16 protein-coding genes are annotated in these 18,115 nt (G+C 69.8%); 10 read left to right on the top strand and 6 right to left on the bottom strand.

What is annotated here, in order from left to right; all coding sequences use genetic code 11:
- Nucleotides 1–86: 86 nt before the first annotated feature.
- A complete protein-coding gene (lysS, locus tag ACWC5C_RS33890; protein ID WP_450881773.1) occupies nucleotides 87–1,856 on the top strand; it encodes a lysine--tRNA ligase in 1,770 nt (589 codons plus the stop codon).
- 70 nt (nucleotides 1,857–1,926) lie between these two features.
- Here lysS and ACWC5C_RS33885 read toward each other — a convergent pair whose 3' ends face one another.
- The 3 genes from ACWC5C_RS33885 to ACWC5C_RS33875 all read right to left on the bottom strand — a co-directional run bounded on the left by ACWC5C_RS33885 (nucleotide 1,927) and on the right by ACWC5C_RS33875 (nucleotide 5,376).
- Complete coding sequence (locus ACWC5C_RS33885; RefSeq protein WP_450881771.1) at nucleotides 1,927–3,375, bottom strand: DUF2637 domain-containing protein; 1,449 nt, start codon at nucleotides 3,373–3,375, stop codon at nucleotides 1,927–1,929.
- 114 nt (nucleotides 3,376–3,489) lie between these two features.
- Nucleotides 3,490–4,263, bottom strand: coding sequence for a hypothetical protein (locus ACWC5C_RS33880; RefSeq protein WP_450881769.1), 774 nt, complete (start codon nucleotides 4,261–4,263; stop codon nucleotides 3,490–3,492).
- Between the two features lie 123 nt (nucleotides 4,264–4,386).
- Nucleotides 4,387–5,376 (bottom strand): DUF3558 domain-containing protein, encoded by a 990-nt coding sequence (locus tag ACWC5C_RS33875; protein WP_450881767.1) that lies wholly within the window; start codon nucleotides 5,374–5,376, stop codon nucleotides 4,387–4,389.
- 159 nt (nucleotides 5,377–5,535) lie between these two features.
- On the opposite strand from ACWC5C_RS33875, the gene ACWC5C_RS33870 reads away from it, so the two are divergent.
- The gene (locus tag ACWC5C_RS33870; RefSeq protein WP_450881765.1) at nucleotides 5,536–6,729 is read left to right on the top strand and encodes an RtcB family protein; all 1,194 of its coding nucleotides are present in this window, start codon (nucleotides 5,536–5,538) and stop codon (nucleotides 6,727–6,729) included.
- Nucleotides 6,730–6,763: 34 nt separating this feature from the next.
- Here the strand turns inward: ACWC5C_RS33870 and ACWC5C_RS33865 are convergent, their stop codons facing one another.
- Entirely contained in the window at nucleotides 6,764–7,519 is a 756-nt protein-coding gene (locus ACWC5C_RS33865; protein WP_450881763.1) for an SDR family oxidoreductase, read from the bottom strand.
- Between the two features lie 208 nt (nucleotides 7,520–7,727).
- On the opposite strand from ACWC5C_RS33865, the gene ACWC5C_RS33860 reads away from it, so the two are divergent.
- Nucleotides 7,728–9,407 carry a hypothetical protein gene (locus ACWC5C_RS33860; RefSeq protein WP_450881761.1) on the top strand — a complete coding sequence of 560 codons (1,680 nt, stop codon included), beginning with the start codon at nucleotides 7,728–7,730 and terminating at the stop codon, nucleotides 9,405–9,407.
- Here the strand turns inward: ACWC5C_RS33860 and ACWC5C_RS33855 are convergent.
- Nucleotides 9,397–9,729 carry a YnfA family protein gene (locus ACWC5C_RS33855; protein ID WP_385440793.1) on the bottom strand — a complete coding sequence of 111 codons (333 nt, stop codon included), beginning with the start codon at nucleotides 9,727–9,729 and terminating at the stop codon, nucleotides 9,397–9,399. The two genes, ACWC5C_RS33860 and ACWC5C_RS33855, sit on opposite strands and share 11 nt — an antisense overlap.
- Before the next feature lie 16 nt (nucleotides 9,730–9,745).
- The gene (locus ACWC5C_RS33850; protein WP_358628016.1) at nucleotides 9,746–10,294 is read right to left on the bottom strand and encodes a hypothetical protein; all 549 of its coding nucleotides are present in this window, start codon (nucleotides 10,292–10,294) and stop codon (nucleotides 9,746–9,748) included.
- A gap of 138 nt (nucleotides 10,295–10,432) precedes the next feature.
- Between ACWC5C_RS33850 and hemL the strand changes: the two genes are divergently transcribed.
- The 7 genes from hemL (at nucleotide 10,433) to ccsB (ending at nucleotide 18,115) form a co-directional block, all read left to right on the top strand.
- On the top strand, nucleotides 10,433–11,749 hold the full coding sequence (gene hemL, locus ACWC5C_RS33845; RefSeq protein WP_385440791.1) for a glutamate-1-semialdehyde 2,1-aminomutase: 1,317 nt from the start codon (nucleotides 10,433–10,435) through the stop codon (nucleotides 11,747–11,749).
- A gap of 8 nt (nucleotides 11,750–11,757) precedes the next feature.
- Nucleotides 11,758–12,444: a histidine phosphatase family protein gene (locus tag ACWC5C_RS33840; protein ID WP_450881758.1), complete on the top strand. Its 687-nt coding sequence runs from the start codon at nucleotides 11,758–11,760 to the stop codon at nucleotides 12,442–12,444.
- 164 nt (nucleotides 12,445–12,608) lie between these two features.
- Complete coding sequence (locus ACWC5C_RS33835; RefSeq protein WP_450881756.1) at nucleotides 12,609–13,793, top strand: hypothetical protein; 1,185 nt, start codon at nucleotides 12,609–12,611, stop codon at nucleotides 13,791–13,793.
- Nucleotides 13,794–13,859: 66 nt separating this feature from the next.
- A complete protein-coding gene (locus ACWC5C_RS33830; RefSeq protein WP_450881754.1) occupies nucleotides 13,860–14,477 on the top strand; it encodes a TlpA family protein disulfide reductase in 618 nt (205 codons plus the stop codon).
- Nucleotides 14,478–14,483: 6 nt separating this feature from the next.
- Nucleotides 14,484–15,245, top strand: coding sequence for a cytochrome c biogenesis CcdA family protein (locus ACWC5C_RS33825; RefSeq protein ID WP_385440780.1), 762 nt, complete (start codon nucleotides 14,484–14,486; stop codon nucleotides 15,243–15,245).
- A 3-nt stretch (nucleotides 15,246–15,248) separates the two neighbouring features.
- Entirely contained in the window at nucleotides 15,249–17,024 is a 1,776-nt protein-coding gene (gene resB, locus ACWC5C_RS33820) for a cytochrome c biogenesis protein ResB (RefSeq protein ID WP_450881752.1), read from the top strand.
- Nucleotides 17,021–18,115, top strand: coding sequence for a c-type cytochrome biogenesis protein CcsB (ccsB, locus tag ACWC5C_RS33815; RefSeq protein ID WP_450881751.1), 1,095 nt, complete (start codon nucleotides 17,021–17,023; stop codon nucleotides 18,113–18,115). Before resB ends, ccsB begins: the two co-directional genes overlap by 4 nt.

The raw sequence follows: 18,115 nt of genomic DNA, 5'->3' as shown, positions 1-18,115 counted from the left end.
CTCGGCGTGCCCGCGCTGTGGATAACGCCGACAACCTGTGGGCAACCCCGAAGGCTCCCTCTCCGTCTGGGACAATGGTCGGTGCCATGACCGCAAGGAAGGAAGTGCCGACCGTGGCTCAGAGCACCGAGACCGACTGGGTCTCCCGTTTCGCGGACGAGGTCATTGCCGAGGCGGAGCGACGCGCGCCCGGCAAACCCATCGTCTGCGCCTCGGGACTCAGCCCGTCCGGCCCGATCCACCTCGGCAATCTGCGCGAGGTCATGACGCCGCACCTGGTGGCCGACGAGATCCGGCGCCGCGGGTACGAATGCGTCCACATCGTGTCCTGGGACGACTACGACCGGTACCGGAAGGTTCCGGCCGGGATCGACCCGTCCTGGTCCGAGCACATCGGCAAGCCGCTGACCTCGGTCCCGGCCCCGCCCGGCTCCGCGTACCCGAACTGGGCCGAGCACTTCAAGGCGCCGATGATCGAGGCGCTGGGTGCGATGGGCATCGAGTTCCACGGCATCAGCCAGACGGAGAAGTACACCTCGGGTGCCTACCGCGAGCAGATCCTGCACGCGATGCGCCACCGCGGGCAGATCGACGCCGTGCTCGACCGGTACCGCACGAAGGACAAGGACAAGGACAAGGACAAGCAGGCGGCGAAGAAGCCGCAGCAGAAGCAGCAGAAGCCGGTCGACGAGGCCGAGCTGGAGGCCGCCGAGGGCTCCGGCGCGGCCGCCGAGGACGACGGCAGCGCGGGCGGCGCCGGGTACTTCCCGTACAAGCCGTACTGCTCGGTCTGCGAGCGCGATCTGACGACCGTGACCTCGTACGACGACGAGACCACGGAGCTGGCGTACACCTGCGCCTGCGGCCACGGCGAGACCGTGCTGCTCAGCGAGCACGACCGGGGCAAGCTGGTCTGGAAGGTCGACTGGCCGATGCGCTGGGCGTACGAGGGCGTCGTCTTCGAGCCGTCCGGCGTCGATCACTCCTCGCCCGGCTCCTCGTTCGTGGTCGGCGGGCAGATCGTCCGCGAGGTCTTCGGCGGCGACCAGCCGATCGGCCCGATGTACGCGTTCGTCGGCATCAGCGGCATGGCCAAGATGTCCTCCTCCAAGGGCGGCGTGCCGACCCCGGCCGACGCGCTGGAGATCATGGAGGCGCCGCTGCTGCGCTGGCTGTACGCGCGCCGTCGGCCGAACCAGTCCTTCAAGATCGCCTTCGATCAGGAGATCCAGCGCACCTACGACGAGTGGGACGCCCTGGAGCGCAAGATCGGCGACGGTTCGGCGCAGCCCGCGGACGCCGCCGCGCACAGCCGGGCGACCCGCACCGCCACCGGTGAGCTGCCCCGCACCCCGCGCCCGCTGCCGTACCGGATGCTCGCCTCCGTGGTGGACATCACCACCGGGCACGACGAGCAGACGCTGCGCATCCTCGGCGAGCTGGACCCGGCGAACCCGGTGAAGTCCCTGGACGAGACGCGGCCGCGGCTCGACCGGGCCGAGCGCTGGATCACCACCCAGGTCCCGGCCGAGCAGCGCACCCGGGTCCGGGACGAGCCGGACACCGAGCTGCTGGCCTCGCTCGGCGAGACCGAGCGCGCGTCGCTGCGGCTGCTGCTCGACGGGCTGGACGAGCACTGGTCGCTCGACGGGCTGACGACGCTGGTCTACGGCGTGCCGAAGCTCCAGGCCGGGCTGTCGGCGGACGCCAAGCCGACGCCGGAGCTGAAGGTCGCGCAGCGGGCGTTCTTCGCGCTGCTCTACCAGCTGCTGGTCGGGCGGGACACCGGTCCGAGGCTGCCCACCCTGCTGCTCGCGGTGGGGGCGGACCGGGTGCGCAAGCTGCTCGCGGCCTGAGCCGGTAGGCCCCTGAGCCGGGCGGGCGCCGGGTCCGCCCGGCGCCCGAGGGAAAGGCGGAGCCTGACGGTTACGGGATGTGCTCCGCCTGCATCTCCGTGCGGTAGCGGTCCTTGTAGTCGTTCACATAGCCGGTCAGCTCGTCGTTGCTGAGGTCGGCGACGCCGTACGCCTCCCGCAGCCGCTGCCCGAACTGGTACGCCGAGGGGAAGCGCCCGTTGTCGGCGAGGTACTGCCGGTAGGTCGCGTAGAACACCTCGTCGCGCGGGACGTCGTCCGGCATGGTCGCCGTGGCGACGGGCGCCCCCGGCTGCTCGTACTCGGCGTACGCCTGCTCCTGGCCGCGCTGCTCCGGGACGTACGCGCCCTGGGCGTTGCCCGGGCCCTGGCCGCCGAGCTGGCGGACCCGGTTCGGTCCTACGGGCACGGTGACCTGCGGCTGCCCGGGCTGCTGCGGCACGCCCGGCTGCATCTGCTGCGCCTGCTGGGCCTGCTGCATCTGCTGGGCCTGATGTTCGGGCTGCACCGGGTGCTCGGCCTGCGCCGGATGGGCGGCGGCCGGGTCGAACGGGACGGCGCCCCGGCCGTCGTGGTCCGCTCCCGTCTGCTGCTGGTACACCGGCAGCGGCAGCGAGAGGGGCAGCTGCTGCGGCTGCTGCTGTCCGGGAGCGGCGGCGAAGCCGGTGCCGTTGGCCGGGCCGTAGACGCCCTGCCGCATCCCCGGGTACGCCGCGCCCGGCGCCTGCCAGGCCCCGCCCCCCGCGGCGCCCGGCGTGCCCGTACCCGACGCGCCCGTGCCCGAGGGCAGCGCGGACGGGGAGAAGGCGCCCGGTTCCAGCCCGGCCGCCTCCAGGCCCGCGGGTGCGGTGTCGGACAGCGGTACCCCGTAGCGCGCCAGCCGCAGCGGCATCAGCGCCTCCACCGGGGCCTTACGGCGCCAGTTCCGGCCGTAGCGGGCCTGCAGCCGGGTCTGGTAGACCAGCCGGTCCTGCTCCAGCTGGATGACCTCGTCGTAGCTGCGCAGCTCCCACAGCTTCATCCGGCGCCACAGCCGGAAGGTCGGAATCGGCGCCAGCAGCCAGCGGACGATGCGGACCGACTCCATGTGCCGGTCGGCGGTGATGTCGGCGATGCGGCCGATCGCGTGCCGAGCGGCCTCCACGGAGACCACGAAGAGCACCGGGATGACGCCGTGCATGCCGACGCCGATCGGATCCGGCCAGGCGGCGGCGCCGTTGAAGGCGATCGTGGCCGCCGTCAGCATCCACGCGGTCTGGCGCAGCAGCGGGAAGGGGATGCGGATCCAGGTCAGCAGCAGATCCAGCGCCAGCAGGACGCAGATCCCGGCGTCGATCCCGATGGGGAAGACGTTGGCGAAGGCGCCGAAGCCCTTCTTCTCGGCGAGGTCGCGGACCGCGGAGTAGGACCCCGCGAAGCCGATCGCGGCGATCACCACCGCCCCGGCCACGACCACGCCGATCAGTATTCGATGCGTTCTTGTCAGTTGCATCGCGGCCACCCGCGATCCCTCCCCGTCCTTGGCGATAAGCCTTGGCATGCAGCGCGCCCAGGGTCGCATACACGTCAATCGCCACGGACGGGAAGGGGGTGGCGGAGGCGGCTAGGCGCCGCTCTAGGAGTCCTTCGAGCCCTCCGAGGCCTTGGGCTTGTCGGCGGACTTGGAACCGCCGGAACCCGGCGCATCCTTGCCGCCACCGGCGCCGCCGGTGCCCTTCGCGACGGATTCGACGACCTCCTTGGCGGCGGACTTGGCGTCCTCCATCAGCTTGGTGGCGTCCGGCGTCTTCTCGGTCTCGTAGCCCGCGCCGTCGTACTCGATGGTCACCACGACGTTCGCGGTCCGGGCGACGACCGTCTGGTTCCGGAAGTCGTCGCCGTCGCGCTTCTCCTCGGTACGGACGGTGGTCGCCGCGTCACCGATGGCCGTCTGCTCGGTCTTGGGGCTCTTCAGCCCCTCCCCGGAGGAGGCCTTCTCGGCCTGCTGGGTGGCGTACTCCTGGGCGCGCTTGTCGCCGGTGCCGAGCCCCGCGTCGGACTTGAAGAGCTTCAGCGAGAGGGACAGCGAGCGGTACTTGAAGCCGTCGAGGCCGTTCCACAGGCAGGTGGCGGAGGTGTTGGTGTCACCCGAGGGAAGGGCCTTGCCCTTCTTGGTCTTCGCCTTGGGGACCAGCTTGTCGACGGTGTCGCCCGACAGGGACGTACACACATCGGGAAGCTTGCTGAACTTTGCCGCCGCGACGGACGGCGAGGCACTGGGTGAGGAGGGTCTCGACGAGCCCTCCGCGTCCTTTTTGTCATCGGAGCCGGAGGAGCAGCCGGCGACGAGCAGGGCCGGGACGGTCGCGCAGGCGAGTATTCGGGCGAGTCGCGGGGCTGAACGGTGCATGGTTCCTTCGCTCAATCTCTGTCGATGGGCGGTGGTACCGCCCGCGTCATTACCGGCACGGTACGCGGCCGATCGCGGGCGGCCCAATCCCCGAGGTCTTCCGCCCGGGGGCGGCCCGGCTCGCTATTCGGTGAGACGCCCGGTCAGCTCCTGGGCCAAGTCTTCGGCGTTCCCCTGGAGTTCTTCGCTTTCGGGAATGTCCTTTTTGTTGGTCGACCACTCGTCGTACTCAATGGTGGCGATCACATTCGAGGACCGGAAGACGACCGTGATGTCGCGGTGGATCCCGGAGTCCTTGGTGATCAGCTGGTCATTGAGGAACGCGTCGTCGGCGAGGTCGTCGAGGCGGCGCGGGGCGGTGGCGTCCGGGTTCTCCGGGGTGCTCCCGTCGCTTGCGGTGCCCTCATCGTCGCCCGCGCTCGGACTGCCCGTGCCGCCGTTCTCGCCGCTGTTGCCCTTCTCACTCCCGGCGGAGCTGCCGGTCTCGCCCGTCCCGCCCTCGTCGCCGGACCCGCTGGAGGCGCTCGATCCGCTGGACGCGCTCGCCTCCGAGCCGGGCGATGAGGAGGCGGACGTGTCGCCGCCCGGCTGGTCCGCGTCCTCGTCCTCGCTCTCGTCGGAGGCGCCGGTGGAGGGCGAGGTCGGGGTCGGGGTGTCCGGGATGTCGGCCGCGGTCGCCTTCTTCTCGTACAGCTCCAGCGCCCGGTCGTCATCGCTCACGGACGGGTCGTACGAGACGACGCGCTCGAAGTCCAGCGTCAGATAGCGGGTGCCGCTCGGCGTCGAGACCTTCCAGCGGCAGCCGTCGCGCCGGTCTATGTCGTACGTCACGGTCGCCTGGCCGTCGTACGACTTGTCGGCCTCGGTGCCGCCGGGCAGTAGCCGGTGCAGCGTCTTGGCGCTCACGGCGCCGCACGCCTCGGGGAGGGTGTCGTAGCGGCCCGGCTCGGCCGAGACCCCCGTACCGGAGTCGTCGGAGGCGCTGTCGTCCGCTCCGGGCTTGGAGTCGGAGCCGGTGCATCCGCTGAGTCCCGCGGTGGCGAGCACGGCGATGAGCAGGGCGGCGGCCGGGGCGGCGCGCCGTCCACGAGCCGTTCGCTGCGCTGGCTGCACTATCCGTGTCCCTTCGAGCGAAAACTGCTTGCCGCCCGTAGGCGATGGCTGCAGACAATGTGTACCGCACGGGCCGCCGCGTCTGCCGGTCGGCTGTCGCGAATGGGCCTTGGGCCCGGCTTTTGCGTTTTCCGACTTTCGCGGGGGAATGAGTAAAACATGTCGTATGTCGAGGTGCCCGGGGCGAACGTCCCGATCCGTATGTGGGCGGACCCCGCGACGGTCGAGGGCGTGGCCATGCAGCAGCTGCGGAACGTGGCCACCCTGCCGTGGATCAAGGGCCTGGCCGTGATGCCGGACGTGCACTACGGAAAGGGCGCCACCGTCGGTTCGGTGATCGCGATGCACGGGGCCGTGTGCCCGGCGGCGGTCGGCGTGGACATCGGCTGCGGGATGTCGGCGGTCAAGTCGTCGCTCACCGCGGACGACCTGCCGGGCGATCTGTCGCGGCTGCGGTCCAAGATCGAGCAGGCGATTCCGGTGGGCCGGGGGATGCACGACGACCCGGTCGACCCGGGGCGGCTGCACGGGTTCGGGACCGCCGGATGGGACGACTTCTGGAGCCGGTTCGGGGGAGTGGCCGAGGCGGTCAAGTTCCGCCAGGAGCGGGCCACGAAGCAGATGGGGTCGCTCGGCTCTGGCAATCACTTCATCGAATTCTGTCTCGATGACGAGGGTTCGGTGTGGCTGATGCTGCACTCCGGCTCCCGGAACATCGGCAAGGAGCTGGCCGAGTACCACATCGGCCAGGCCCGCGGACTGCCGCACAACCAGGGTCTGATCGACCGCGACCTGGCCGTCTTCATCGCGGACACCCCGCAGATGGCCGCCTACCGGCACGATCTGTTCTGGGCGCAGGAGTACGCCAAGTACAACCGCGCGATCATGATGTCGCTCTTCCAGGACGTCGTGCGCAAGGAGTTCGCGAAGGCCCGGCCGGTCTTCGAGCCGGTCATCTCGTGTCACCACAACTACGTGGCCGAGGAGCGGTACGAGGACATGGACCTGCTGGTGACCCGCAAGGGCGCCATCCGCGCGGGCCGTGGGGACTACGGGATCATCCCCGGTTCGATGGGCACCGGTTCGTACATCGTCCGGGGTCTGGGGAACGAGTCGTCCTTCAACTCGGCCTCGCACGGCGCCGGGCGGAAGATGAGCCGGAACCAGGCGAAGAAGCGTTTCTCGACGCAGGACCTGGAGGCGCAGACGCGGGGCGTGGAGTGCCGTAAGGACTCCGGTGTCGTGGACGAGATCCCGGGTGCGTACAAGCCGATCGAGAAGGTCATCGAGCAGCAGCGGGACCTCGTCGAGGTGGTGGCCCGGCTCAAGCAGGTCGTGTGTGTGAAGGGGTGAACGCGCGGGGCCGCTGGTGAGCGGCCCCGCCTCCTCAGCGCTCCCGGTGGACCTTGTGCTGGGCGGCCTGGGCACGGGGGCGGATCACCATCAGGTCGACGTTGACGTGGGAGGGCCGGGTGACCGTCCAGGCGACGGTGTCGGCGACGTCGTCGGCGGTCAGCGGCTCGGCGACACCGTCGTAGACGGCGGCGGCCTTGCCCTCGTCCCCGCGGAACCGGTTCACCGCGAACTCGTCCGTCATGACCATGCCCGGCGCGATCTCGATCACCCGCACCGGCTCGCCGCACAGCTCCAGCCGCAGCGTGCCCGCGATCGCGTGCGCGCCGTGCTTGGCGGCCACGTAACCGCCGCCGCCCTCGTACTGGATGTGGCCCGCCGTGGAGGACAGCACCACGATCGTGCCGTCGCCGGAGGCGGTGAGGGCGGGCAGCAGGGCCTGCGTCACATGGAGCACGCCCATGACGTTGACCTCGTACATCGCCCGCCAGTCGGCCGGGTCGGAGGCCGCGACGGTCTCGGCGCCGATGGCCCCGCCCGCGTTGTTGACCAGTACGTCACAGCGGTCGACCTGTTCGGCGAAGGCGGTGACGGCGTCCCGGTCGGTGACGTCCAGGACGTACGGCAGGGCCTCGTACCCCGCCTCCGTCAGCTCCGCGGCCAGCGCCTCGATCCGCTCCTTGCGGCGGGCGGCGAGGACGACGCGGAATCCGGCGGCGGCGAGCCTGCGGGCGGTCGCCGCCCCGATCCCACTGCTGGCACCGGTGATGACTGCGGTACGGGTGGTCATCGGCCCTCCTGTGGCGACGTGGCATGCGCGTGATCCGGTACGGAAAGCGCACCGTGATCCATACGCAGGATATGACCTTCTGATCTGCGGCCGATCGGGGGACTGAAGATCGGAAACCGCTATCCGCTCATGGCCCCGGGGAAGGGTGCACTGCGTCCGGCGCGCCGCCGGTCTCGGACGTCCCACGCCCAAGGAGTGAATTCAGGTCATGACCCATCAGAACAGAACGCTGCACCGGTCCCGTCGGTCCTTCCGCCGCTGGGGGGTCGCCTCCGCGGGCGCCCTCGCGGCGGCGGCGCTGGTGGCGGGCGCTCCGTCGGTCGCGTGGGCTGCGGGCAGCGCGCTGGGCTCCCAGCCGTCGTCGGCCTCCGCATGCCCCCAGGACCAGGAGCGGCACGGGGACCGCAGCCATGGGGATGGCCATCAGCACGCCGACAACAACCACAAGCAGCACGAGAACGGGCACCACGCCGACGGCAAGCGCGAGAACGGCCACGACGAGAACGGCCACGACGAGAATGGTCGTCACGAGGACGGCCGTCACGAGGACAGTCGTCACGAGGACAGTCGTCACGACAACGGCCATGACGAGAACGGCCGTCACGACAACGGTGGTCACGAGGACAGTCGTCACGAGAACGGCCGTCACGACAACGGTGGTCACGAGGACAGTCGTCACGAGAACGGCCGTCACGACAACGGTCGTCACGAGAACGGCCACCACGCCAACGAGCAGTCCGCCAACGGCCAGTCCTCCAACGGTTGGCACGGCAACGGCCACCACGCCAACGGGGCTGCGAACGGGCAGTCCGCCAACGGCCAGGCGGCGAACGGTCAGTCAGGCAATGGCTGGCACGGGAACGGCCAGGCCGCCAATGGCCAAGCGGCCGCCAATGGCCAGGCCACCGCCGAGCGCCAGAACAGCCGCCCGCAGCGCCCGCAGCGTCCGCAGCGCCCGCAGCGCCCGCAGCGCGAGAACCACGCCCCGCAGGGGCACGGCTATCAGCAGCGCGGCATGGCGCAGTACGGCGAGTCGGCCCAGGCCCAGCCCGAGGCGGCCCCGCAGCCGCAGGCCGCCCCGCAGCCCCAAGCGGCCCCGCAGCCCCAAGCGGCCCCGCAGCCCCAAGCGGCTCCGCAGCCGCAGGCCGCCCCGCAGCCGCAGGCCGCTCCGCAGCCGCAGGCCGCCCCGCAGCCGCAGGCGGCTCCGCAGGCGGCTCCGCAGGCCGCCGACGCCATGCCGCAGCCGCAGGACCGTTACGGCGCCCCGGCCGCCCACGACGACCACAAGGACGACCACAAGGACGCCCGCAAGGACGACCACGCCCGCAAGGACGACCACGCGGCCCAGGACCCCCACGCCCACCAGAAGCGCGAGGCCACCGCCGCCGACGCGCAGAGCGCTGAGGGCCCGGTGACGCTCCAGCGGGCCGTGGAGATCGCCGAGTGCGAGGTCGGCGGCAAAGCCGTCAGCGCCGAGCTGGTGGACGACTGCCCCGAGGACGACCCGCGGCACAAGAACCACCACAAGGACGACCCGCGCAAGGCCGACCCCCGCAAGGACGGGCACCGCAAGGACGGTCAGCGCAAGGACCAGCACCGGGACCCGCACCACAACGACAAGCAGCGCGCCGAGAAGCCGCACCACGCGGACAAGCAGGACAAGCAGGACAAGCACCGCGGCGACCACAAGCAGCAGGACCCGCACCACAAGCAGAAGGACCCGGAGCACAAGAACGGCGACGCGCACCAGGTGTGGGCCGTGGACGTCGAGTGCGACCACTCCATCACCCGGGTGCTGATCGACCCGGAGACCGGCTGCGTCCTCGACTCAACCAAGAAGCAGGACAACGGCGACCACGCTCACCACGGCCGCCCGCTCACCTTCTAGGCACGTACATGATCACGACGACACCGGCCAGGCAGATCAGCGCACCGATCACATCGAAACGGTCGGGCCGGTAGCCGTCCGCGACCATGCCCCAGGCGAGTGAACCGGCGACGAAGACGCCGCCGTACGCCGCGAGGATGCGGCCGAAGTTCGCGTCCGGCTGGAGCGTGGCCACGAAACCGTAGGCGCCGAGAGCCACGATCCCGGCGCCGATCCAGGCCCATCCCCTGTGCTCGCGCACACCCTGCCAGACCAGCCAGGCGCCTCCGATTTCCAGGAGGGCGGCCAGGACGAACAGGATGACGGAGCGTGCGATGAGCATGGGGGGAAGGCCAGGGTTAGGGCCAGACGAGGCAGTACGGCTGATGGCCCGCCTCGTGCAGCCGGTGGCTGAAGTCCTGCCACTCGTGGAGCAGTTGGTAGACCAGGAAGGCGTCGCGCGGGCCGCCGCGGTCCGGGACCGTGGACCAGATGAACGCGGCCGCGCCCACCGCCTCCTCGCCGACGCCGCGCAGCGGGTCGACGGCGGTCATCGGCAGCTTGACGACGGCGTAGTCCGGGTGCAGGACGACGAGTTCGAGCGGGGGCACCTTGTGCAGGGGGACGCCCTCGATGCCGGTGAGGACCATCGCGGCCACCGTCTCCGGCTTGATCTTGGTGAACATGCCGTGGCCCAGCTCGTCACCGCCCAGCTCCTCGGGGCGCATGGAGATGGGGACCCGGGCAGCGGTGGCCCCGTCGGGCGCGCCGAAGTACTTGTAGGTCACCCCCATGCGGCCCCCGCTCCTGCTTGCCCTGCCCGCGTCTTCTCGCCGATGGCGTCCGGGGCGGGGACGCTCGGGGCCTCGATCGTCAGTCCCCTCACCCAGTTCGCCACTGCGATGCATATCTCCACCCGACCACTCGCGGCCGCCGCCGCGCAACCCGATCATTGCGACTGATCAAACTGATCAATATGACTGAGACCTCCCCCGAGTCGGCGTTATGAAACTCCCGACGGCAGGACTCCGTCACCCTCTGACAACATGGCTTGCGTGAGCTATCCGTACGCAGCCCCAGTTTCGCAGACGCTTTTCGATCGCGCGGCCGTCGTGACGCCCGGCGGCGTGAACTCTCCGGTCCGGGCTTTCCGCGCCGTCGGAGGTACGCCCCGCTTTATGGTGTCCGGTGACGGTCCGTACCTCACCGACGCCGATGGTCGCGAGTACGTCGACCTCGTGTGTTCGTGGGGACCGATGATCCTCGGCCATTCGCACCCCGAGGTCATCTCGGCCGTGCAGGCCGCCGTCGCACGTGGTACGTCGTTCGGCACGCCGGGCGAGGGCGAGGTCGAACTCGCCGAGGAGATCGTGGCCCGGATCGGCCCCGTCGAGCAGGTGCGCCTGGTGTCGTCCGGCACCGAGGCGACGATGTCGGCGATCCGGCTGGCCCGTGGCTTCACCGGCCGCCCCAAGGTGATCAAGTTCGCGGGCTGTTACCACGGCCATGTGGACGCCCTGCTGGCCGCGGCCGGGTCCGGGGTGGCGACCTTCGGGCTGCCGGACACCCCCGGAGTGACGGGCGCGCAGGCGGGGGAGACCGTCGTGCTCCCGTACAACGACCTGGACGCGGTGCGGGCGGCGTTCGCCGCGCACCCGGGCGAGATCGCCTGCGTGATCACCGAGGCGTCGCCCGGCAACATGGGCGTGGTGCCGCCGCTGCCGGGGTTCAACGCGGGCCTGAAGGAGCTGTGCGCCGACAACGGCGCGCTCTACATCTCCGACGAGGTCATGACCGGTTTCCGGGTCTCCAAGGCGGGCTGGTTCGGGCTCGACGGAGTCGTACCCGATCTGATGACCTTCGGAAAGGTCATGGGTGGCGGCTTCCCGGCCGCGGCCTTCGGCGGCCGCGCCGACGTCATGGCGCAGCTCGCCCCGGCCGGGCCCGTCTACCAGGCGGGCACGCTCTCCGGGAACCCGATCGCGACGGCCGCCGGTGTGGCCCAGCTGCGGCTGCTGGACGACGCGGCGTACGAAAAGGTCGACGCGGCCTCCGCGCGGCTGCGGGCGCTGGTGACCGAGGCGCTGGACAAGGCGGGCGTGGCGCACCGGCTGCAGACCGCGGGCAACATGTTCTCCGTCTTCTTCACCGACGAGGACGTCACGGACTACGCCAAGGCGAAGGCGCAGCAGGCGTTCCGCTTCACCCCCTTCTTCCACTCGATGCTGTCCCAGGGCGTCTATCTGCCGCCGTCCGCCTTCGAGTCGTGGTTCGTCTCGACGACCCATGACGAGCGGGCGCTGGAGCGGGTGGCGGAGGCTCTGCCGGGGGCGGCGCGGGCCGCCGCCGAGGCGACTGAATGATGGGTGACATGACAACGAGCGAGAACGACATCACCGTCGTCCATGTGATGCGCCACGGCGAGGTGGAGAACCCGGAGGGCGTGCTGTACGGGCGCCTGCCCGGGTACCACCTCTCCGAGCTGGGCCGCCGCATGGCCGACCGGGTCGCCGAGCACCTCGCTGAGCGCGACATCACCCATGTGGTCGCCTCCCCGCTGGAGCGGGCCCAGGAGACGGCCGCGCCGATCGGCAAGGCGCACGGTCTGGACGTGGCCGTGGACGAGCGGCTGATCGAGGCGGCGAACGCCTTCCAGGGGAAGACCTTCGGGGTGGGCGACGGCGCGCTGCGCAGGCCGGCCAACTGGCGTCATCTCACCAACCCCTTCCGCCCCTCCTGGGGCGAGCCGTACATCGACCAGGTGGTCCGGATGATGGGGGCGCTGGGTGCGGCGCGCGACGCCGCCCGCGGGCATGAGGCGGTCTGCGTCAGCCATCAGCTGCCGATCTGGATCGTGCGCAGCTTCGCGGAGCGGCGGCGGCTGTGGCACGACCCGCGCAAGCGGCAGTGCACCCTGGCCAGTCTCACCTCCTTCACCTACCGCGGCGACAAGATCGTGTCGGTCGGCTACAGCGAACCGGCCCGTGATCTCGTCCCCGCCCATCTCCTCGCGGGCGCCAAGAAGGTGAAGGGGGCCTCCAAGGGGGTCGGCGCGTAATCAGCGCGCTGTAGGCGCCTCATCGCATGGGGTAATCGTTCCCGGGGTTATGTTCCGGAACGGTAATTGGCCGCGTTCGTTCGGAACCCCGCTATTCGTCTCGCCATCTCAAAGGTCGTCCGTGACCCGGGCAACCAGTACGGCGAGTGCGAATTGAGGACGCTATGCGTGAGGTCAGCCGGAGGGGGATCCTCGGCCTTGGTATGGGGGCGGTCGCGTCACTGACCGCTGTCGGCTGTTCATCGTCGGGGTCGGATAAGGCGGCCCCGAAGAGGACGGCGCAGGCGAAGCCGATCGGTGATGGTTCAACTTCCCGTGGAGTGGGCCGGCCGAAGGATCCCAAGCCGGAGCGTCTTGAGCGGGGGCAGAAGCCGCCGCAGTTCGTGGTGTTCTCCTGGGACGGTGCGGGAGAGGTCGGCAACGGCCTCTTCCCGCGTTTCCTGAAGCTCGCCGAGGATCACGGCGCGACCATGACGTTCTTCCTCTCCGGCCTTTACTGCCTGCCGGAGTCGAAGAAGTCGCTCTACAAGCCGCCGAACAACCCGGTGGGCGCCTCCGACATCGGCTACCTCACCGACGACCACATCAAGGCGACCCTGAAGAACGTGCGTCGTGCCTGGTTGGAGGGGCATGAGATAGGCACCCACTTCAACGGCCACTTCTGCTCCGGTCGCGGCAGCGGCGCCAACTGGACGTCCGCCCAGTGGGAGTCGGAGATCGAGCAGGCGGTGTCGTTTGTGACGCAGTGGCGCACGAACACCGGATTCACGGACGTCGAGCCGCTGCCCTTCGATTACCGCGAGGAACTGATCGGCGGGCGCACTCCGTGTCTGCTCGGACAGCAGAATCTGCTGCCGACCGCCCGTAAGCTCGGCTGGCGCTATGACGCCAGTTCGCCCGGCGGGCGTCAGGTATGGCCGTCGAAGAAGCTGGGGCTGTGGGACTATCCGCTGCAGCAAATGCCCTTCCCCGGGCATTCCTTTGAAGTGCTGTCGATGGATTACAACATCCTGGCCAACCAGTCGCAGAATTCCACGAACGCGCCGCCCGCCAACTACCCGGGCTGGCGCAAGCAGGCCACCGACGCGTACATCGCCGGTTTCCAGCGTGCGTACGAGACCAATCGCGCCCCGTTCTTCATCGGCAACCACTTCGAGAAGTGGAACGGCGGGATTTATATGGACGCCGTCGAGGAAGCGCTCAAGCACATGGCCGACGAGAAGCGGAAGGACGTGCGGCTGGTGTCCTTCAAGCAGCTCACGGACTGGATGGACGCGCAGGACCCGGCGGTGCTCGCCGATCTTCAGGGGTTCGGCGTGGGCGAGGCGTGGAGCGCGAGCGGCCGCTGACCGCCCTCCCCCGGGGGCCGAGGGGGGTGGCGAAGATCGGCAAATGGGCCATGCGAAACTTTTCACATGAGTGCCTGCCGCGCCCCTCGGCGCCTCGCGACCCTCCGTCGCGCAACCGTGCTGGCCACCGGGGCCGCGGTTGCCGCGCTGTCCCTTTCCGCCTGCGGTAGCGGCGGCGCCTCGGGCGGATCGGCCGATACCAAGTTCGTGCAGGGCAAGGGCGGCATCGACACCGTGGCCAAGGGGGACCGCCAGGAGGCTCCCGAGCTGTCCGGCAAGACCCTCGAGGGCAAGCCGCTCGATGTGGCCGACTACAAGGGCAAGATCGTCGTCCTGAACGTCTGGGGATCCTGGTGCGCGCCCTGCCGGGCCGAGGCTCCGAACCTCGCCAAGGTCGCCACGGACACCAAGGCCAAGGGTGTCCAGTTCATCGGGATCAACACCCGCGACAGCAACCGAGCCCCCGCGCTCAGGTTCGAGAAGTCGTTCAAGGTCGACTACCCCAGCCTGTACGACCCGATCGGCAAGCTGATGCTGCGCTTCCCCAAGGGAAGCCTCAACCCGCAGGCCATCCCGTCGACCATCGTCCTGGACCGGGAAGGCAAGATCGCGGCCCGCGCGCTCACTCCGCTCAGTGAGGAAAAGATGCGCGAGATGGTCGACCCGCTCATCGCGGAGAAGTGACCTCTTGTGACTACGCTCGCCGCCACCGGTGCGAATGAGACGGTGATGACCGGGGCGCTGCTGCTCGCGCTGCCGATCGCCGTTCTCGGTGGACTGGTCTCCTTCTTCTCTCCCTGCGTGCTGCCCCTGGTACCGGGCTACATGTCGTACGTCACCGGGATCACCGGTACGGATCTGGCGGAGGCCAGACGCGGCCGGATGGTCGCGGGCGCCTCGCTCTTCGTACTCGGCTTCACCGCCGTCTTCGTCTCCGGCGGCGCGCTGTTCGGCCACTTCGGCTGGACGCTCCAGGAGCACAAGGAGACCCTCTCCAAGATCCTCGGGGCCGTCACGATCCTGATGGGCCTGGCCTTCATGGGGCTGCTGAAGGGCTTCGGACAGCGGGAGTTCCGCTTCCACATCACCCCCACCATGGGGCTGGCGGGCGCGCCGGTGCTGGGCGCCCTGTTCGGCGTCGGCTGGACGCCGTGCCTGGGGCCCACCCTCACCGCCGTCCAGGCGCTGGCGTTCAATGAGGGGAGCGCGGGTCGCGGCGCTCTGCTGACCGTCGCGTACTGCGTCGGGCTCGGGCTGCCGTTCGTCGCCGTCGCGGTGGCCTACCGGCGCGCGCTGGGCGCCTTCGCTTGGGTCAAACAGCACTACGTGTGGGTGATGCGGACCGGTGGCGGTCTGCTCATCGCCCTGGGGGTGCTGCTGCTCACAGGTGTCTGGGACAGCATCATGAGCGATACGCAGAGCTGGGCTCAGAGCTTCAACGTTGGGATCTGATCCATGTCCACCACCGATACCGACTCCGCGGCCGAGAAGGCGGCCGAGGCGGCCGACAAAGCGGCTGACACGTCGGCCGACCGCGGCAAGGGCGCCGAGGACCGCGAGCTGGGCGCCGCGGGGTCGCAGCTGTCCACCGCCCCCGCCGAGGAGATCAACGTCCCCTCGCTGGGGCCGCTCGGCTGGGCCAGGTGGTTCTGGCGTCAGCTGACCTCGATGCGGGTCGCGCTGCTGCTGCTCTTCCTGCTCTCCCTGGGCGCGATCCCGGGCTCGCTGATCCCGCAGACCAGCATCGACCAGCTCAAGGTGCAGGACTTCAAGGACAAGCACCCGACGGTCACCCCGATCTACGAGAAGCTCCAGCTGTTCCACGTCTACAGCTCGGTGTGGTTCTCGGCGATCTACATCCTGCTGTTCATCTCGCTCATCGGCTGCATCGTGCCGCGCACCTGGCAGTTCGTGGGCCAGCTGCGCAGCCGCCCGCCGGGCGCCCCGCGCAAGCTCACCCGGCTTCCCGCCTACACCACCTGGCGCAGCGACGCCGAGCCGGAGAAGGTGCTGGAGGCGGCGCAGCGGATCATGAAGCGGAGGCGCTTCCGCAGCCAGCTCACGGGGAACGCGGTCGCCGCCGAGAAGGGCTACCTGCGCGAGGTCGGCAATCTCCTGTTCCACACCGCGCTGATCGTGCTGCTGGTCTCCTTCGCCGCGGGCCAGCTGTGGAAGACCGAGGGCAGCAGCCTGATCACCGAGGGCGGCGGCTTCTCCAACAGCCTGACCCAGTACGACGACATCAAGACGGGGCAGCTGTTCCAGAGCGAGGACCTGGCACCGTTCAGCTTCCAGCTGGACCGCTTCAACGCGACGTACGAGCGCAGCGGACCCCAGATGCGCACGCCGCGCACCTTCCGCGCCGATGTCACCTACTGGGACGGCGTCGACGGGAAGGCCCGCAAGTCCTCGATCAAGGTCAACGAGCCGCTGGAGATCCAGAATTACAAGGTCTTCCTGCTGAACCACGGCTACTCGCCGGTCGTCACGGTCCGGGACGGGCAGGGCGAGGTGGTGCACCAGGGGCCGGTGGTCGGGCTGCCGATCGACGGGGCCAACCTCACCGAGAGCATGGTGATCAAGCTCGGTGACTACCGCGACAAGAGCGGCAAGCGCGACCAGGTCGCGTACCAGGGGCAGTTCCTGCCGACCTGGGTGCGCAGCAAGGGCATGTTCTCCCAGTTCCCGGCGCTGGACAATCCGGCACTGGTGCTGACGGCCTACCACGGCAGCCTCGGCATCGACGGCGGTACGCCGCAGAGCGTGTACCAGCTCGACAAGTCGCGGATGAAGCAGTATCTGGAGCCGGACGGGAAGACCAAGTTCGCCCGGGCGCTGGCGCCGGGCGACACCATGAAGCTGCCGAACGGCGAGGGCACGCTCACCTTCGACGGCGTCAAGAGCTGGGCCAGCTTCCAGATCTCGCACAAGCCGGGTGACCAGACCGCCCTGCTGGGCGCCGTGGCGGCCCTGGTGGGCCTGGTCGGCTCGCTGTTCATCCAGCGCCGCCGGGTCTGGGTCCGCGCGGTGCGGGGGGCCGACGGCGCGACCGTCGTCGAGATGGCCGGGCTCGGCCGCAGTGAATACGCCAAGCTCCCCGAAGAGCTGGCCGATCTGGCCGTCCGGCTCCAGACGGACGCGCCCCCGGCGGCAGAACCGGAATCCGGAGACACCGCAGATCCTGCAGAACCCGCAGATCCCGCAGATCCCGCAGAAGGAGCGCGCGCGTGAACCTCGCGGCCGCAGCCAACGAAACTCTCGCCCACTACAGCAATGTGCTGATCTACACGGCGATGGCGGTCTACACCCTCGCCTTCCTCGCCCATATCGCCGAGTGGGTCTTCGGCAGCCGCAGCGCCGTGGGCCGCACCGCCGCCGCGATCACCCCCGAGACCGCGGCCGCCGACCGCGCCTCGGTGACGGTCCAGACCGCCGAGAAGGGCGGCGGCACCGCCGTCCTTGAGCGCCCGAAGGTCATCACCCGGTCCGCCCCGGGCAGCCGCGACGTCCCGGACGGGCCGGGCGCCGCGGGCGGCAGCGAGCAGGGCGACGTCTACGGCCGGATCGCGGTGGGCCTCACCGTGCTGGCGTTCCTCACTCATGCCGGTGGTGTCCTCACCCGCGCGCTGTCCGTGGAGCGGGCGCCCTGGGGCAACATGTACGAGTTCTCCACGACCTTCGGCATGGTCGCGGTCGCCACATACCTCGTGCTGCTCGCGCTGAAGAAGAACGTCGGCTGGATCGGTCTGCCCCTGGTCACCACGATCCTCCTCGACCTCGGACTCGCTGTCTCTGTCTTGTACACCGACAGCGACCAGTTGGTTCCCGCCCTGCACTCGTACTGGCTGTGGATCCACGTCAGCTGCGCGATCATCTCCGGCGCCTCGCTGTACATGGGGGCCGTCTCCACGCTGCTCTACCTCTTCCGCGACCGCTACGAGGCGCAGCTCGAAGACCCCGAGCGCAAGCAGTACCGCCAGGGCGTCAAGTCCGTGCTGGCGCGGGTGCCGTCGGCGGCGTCGCTGGACAAGTTCGCGTACCGCATCAACGCCACGGTCTTCCCGCTGTGGACCTTCACGATCATCGCGGGCGCGATCTGGGCCGAGGCGGCCTGGGGCCGCTACTGGGGCTGGGACCCCAAGGAGGTCTGGTCGTTCATCACCTGGGTCGCCTACGCCTGCTACCTGCACGCCCGGGCCACCGCCGGGTGGAAGGGCCGCAAGGCCGCGTACCTCGCGCTGATCGCCTTCGCCTGCTACCTGTTCAACTACTACGGCGTGAACATCTTCGTCACCGGCAAGCACTCCTACGCCGGAGTCTGA

The sequence above is a fragment of the Streptomyces sp. NPDC001700 genome (assembly GCF_053596435.1).
This window is presented reverse-complemented; position numbering and strand designations above follow the sequence as displayed.

What these genes read in the sequence shown, in the direction of transcription:
- resB (WP_450881752.1), top strand. Translation starts at nt 15,249, where the DNA reads ATGTCCACCACCGATACCGACTCCGCGGCCGAGAAGGCGGCCGAGGCG.
- ACWC5C_RS33830 (WP_450881754.1), top strand. Translation starts at nt 13,860, where the DNA reads ATGAGTGCCTGCCGCGCCCCTCGGCGCCTCGCGACCCTCCGTCGCGCA.
- ACWC5C_RS33870 (WP_450881765.1), top strand. Translation starts at nt 5,536, where the DNA reads ATGTCGTATGTCGAGGTGCCCGGGGCGAACGTCCCGATCCGTATGTGG.
- lysS (WP_450881773.1), top strand. Translation starts at nt 87, where the DNA reads ATGACCGCAAGGAAGGAAGTGCCGACCGTGGCTCAGAGCACCGAGACC.
- ACWC5C_RS33835 (WP_450881756.1), top strand. Translation starts at nt 12,609, where the DNA reads ATGCGTGAGGTCAGCCGGAGGGGGATCCTCGGCCTTGGTATGGGGGCG.
- ACWC5C_RS33850 (WP_358628016.1), bottom strand. Translation starts at nt 10,294, where the DNA reads ATGCATCGCAGTGGCGAACTGGGTGAGGGGACTGACGATCGAGGCCCC.
- ACWC5C_RS33860 (WP_450881761.1), top strand. Translation starts at nt 7,728, where the DNA reads ATGACCCATCAGAACAGAACGCTGCACCGGTCCCGTCGGTCCTTCCGC.
- ACWC5C_RS33855 (WP_385440793.1), bottom strand. Translation starts at nt 9,729, where the DNA reads ATGCTCATCGCACGCTCCGTCATCCTGTTCGTCCTGGCCGCCCTCCTG.
- ACWC5C_RS33840 (WP_450881758.1), top strand. Translation starts at nt 11,758, where the DNA reads ATGACAACGAGCGAGAACGACATCACCGTCGTCCATGTGATGCGCCAC.
- hemL (WP_385440791.1), top strand. Translation starts at nt 10,433, where the DNA reads ATGGCTTGCGTGAGCTATCCGTACGCAGCCCCAGTTTCGCAGACGCTT.
- ACWC5C_RS33865 (WP_450881763.1), bottom strand. Translation starts at nt 7,519, where the DNA reads ATGACCACCCGTACCGCAGTCATCACCGGTGCCAGCAGTGGGATCGGG.
- ACWC5C_RS33880 (WP_450881769.1), bottom strand. Translation starts at nt 4,263, where the DNA reads ATGCACCGTTCAGCCCCGCGACTCGCCCGAATACTCGCCTGCGCGACC.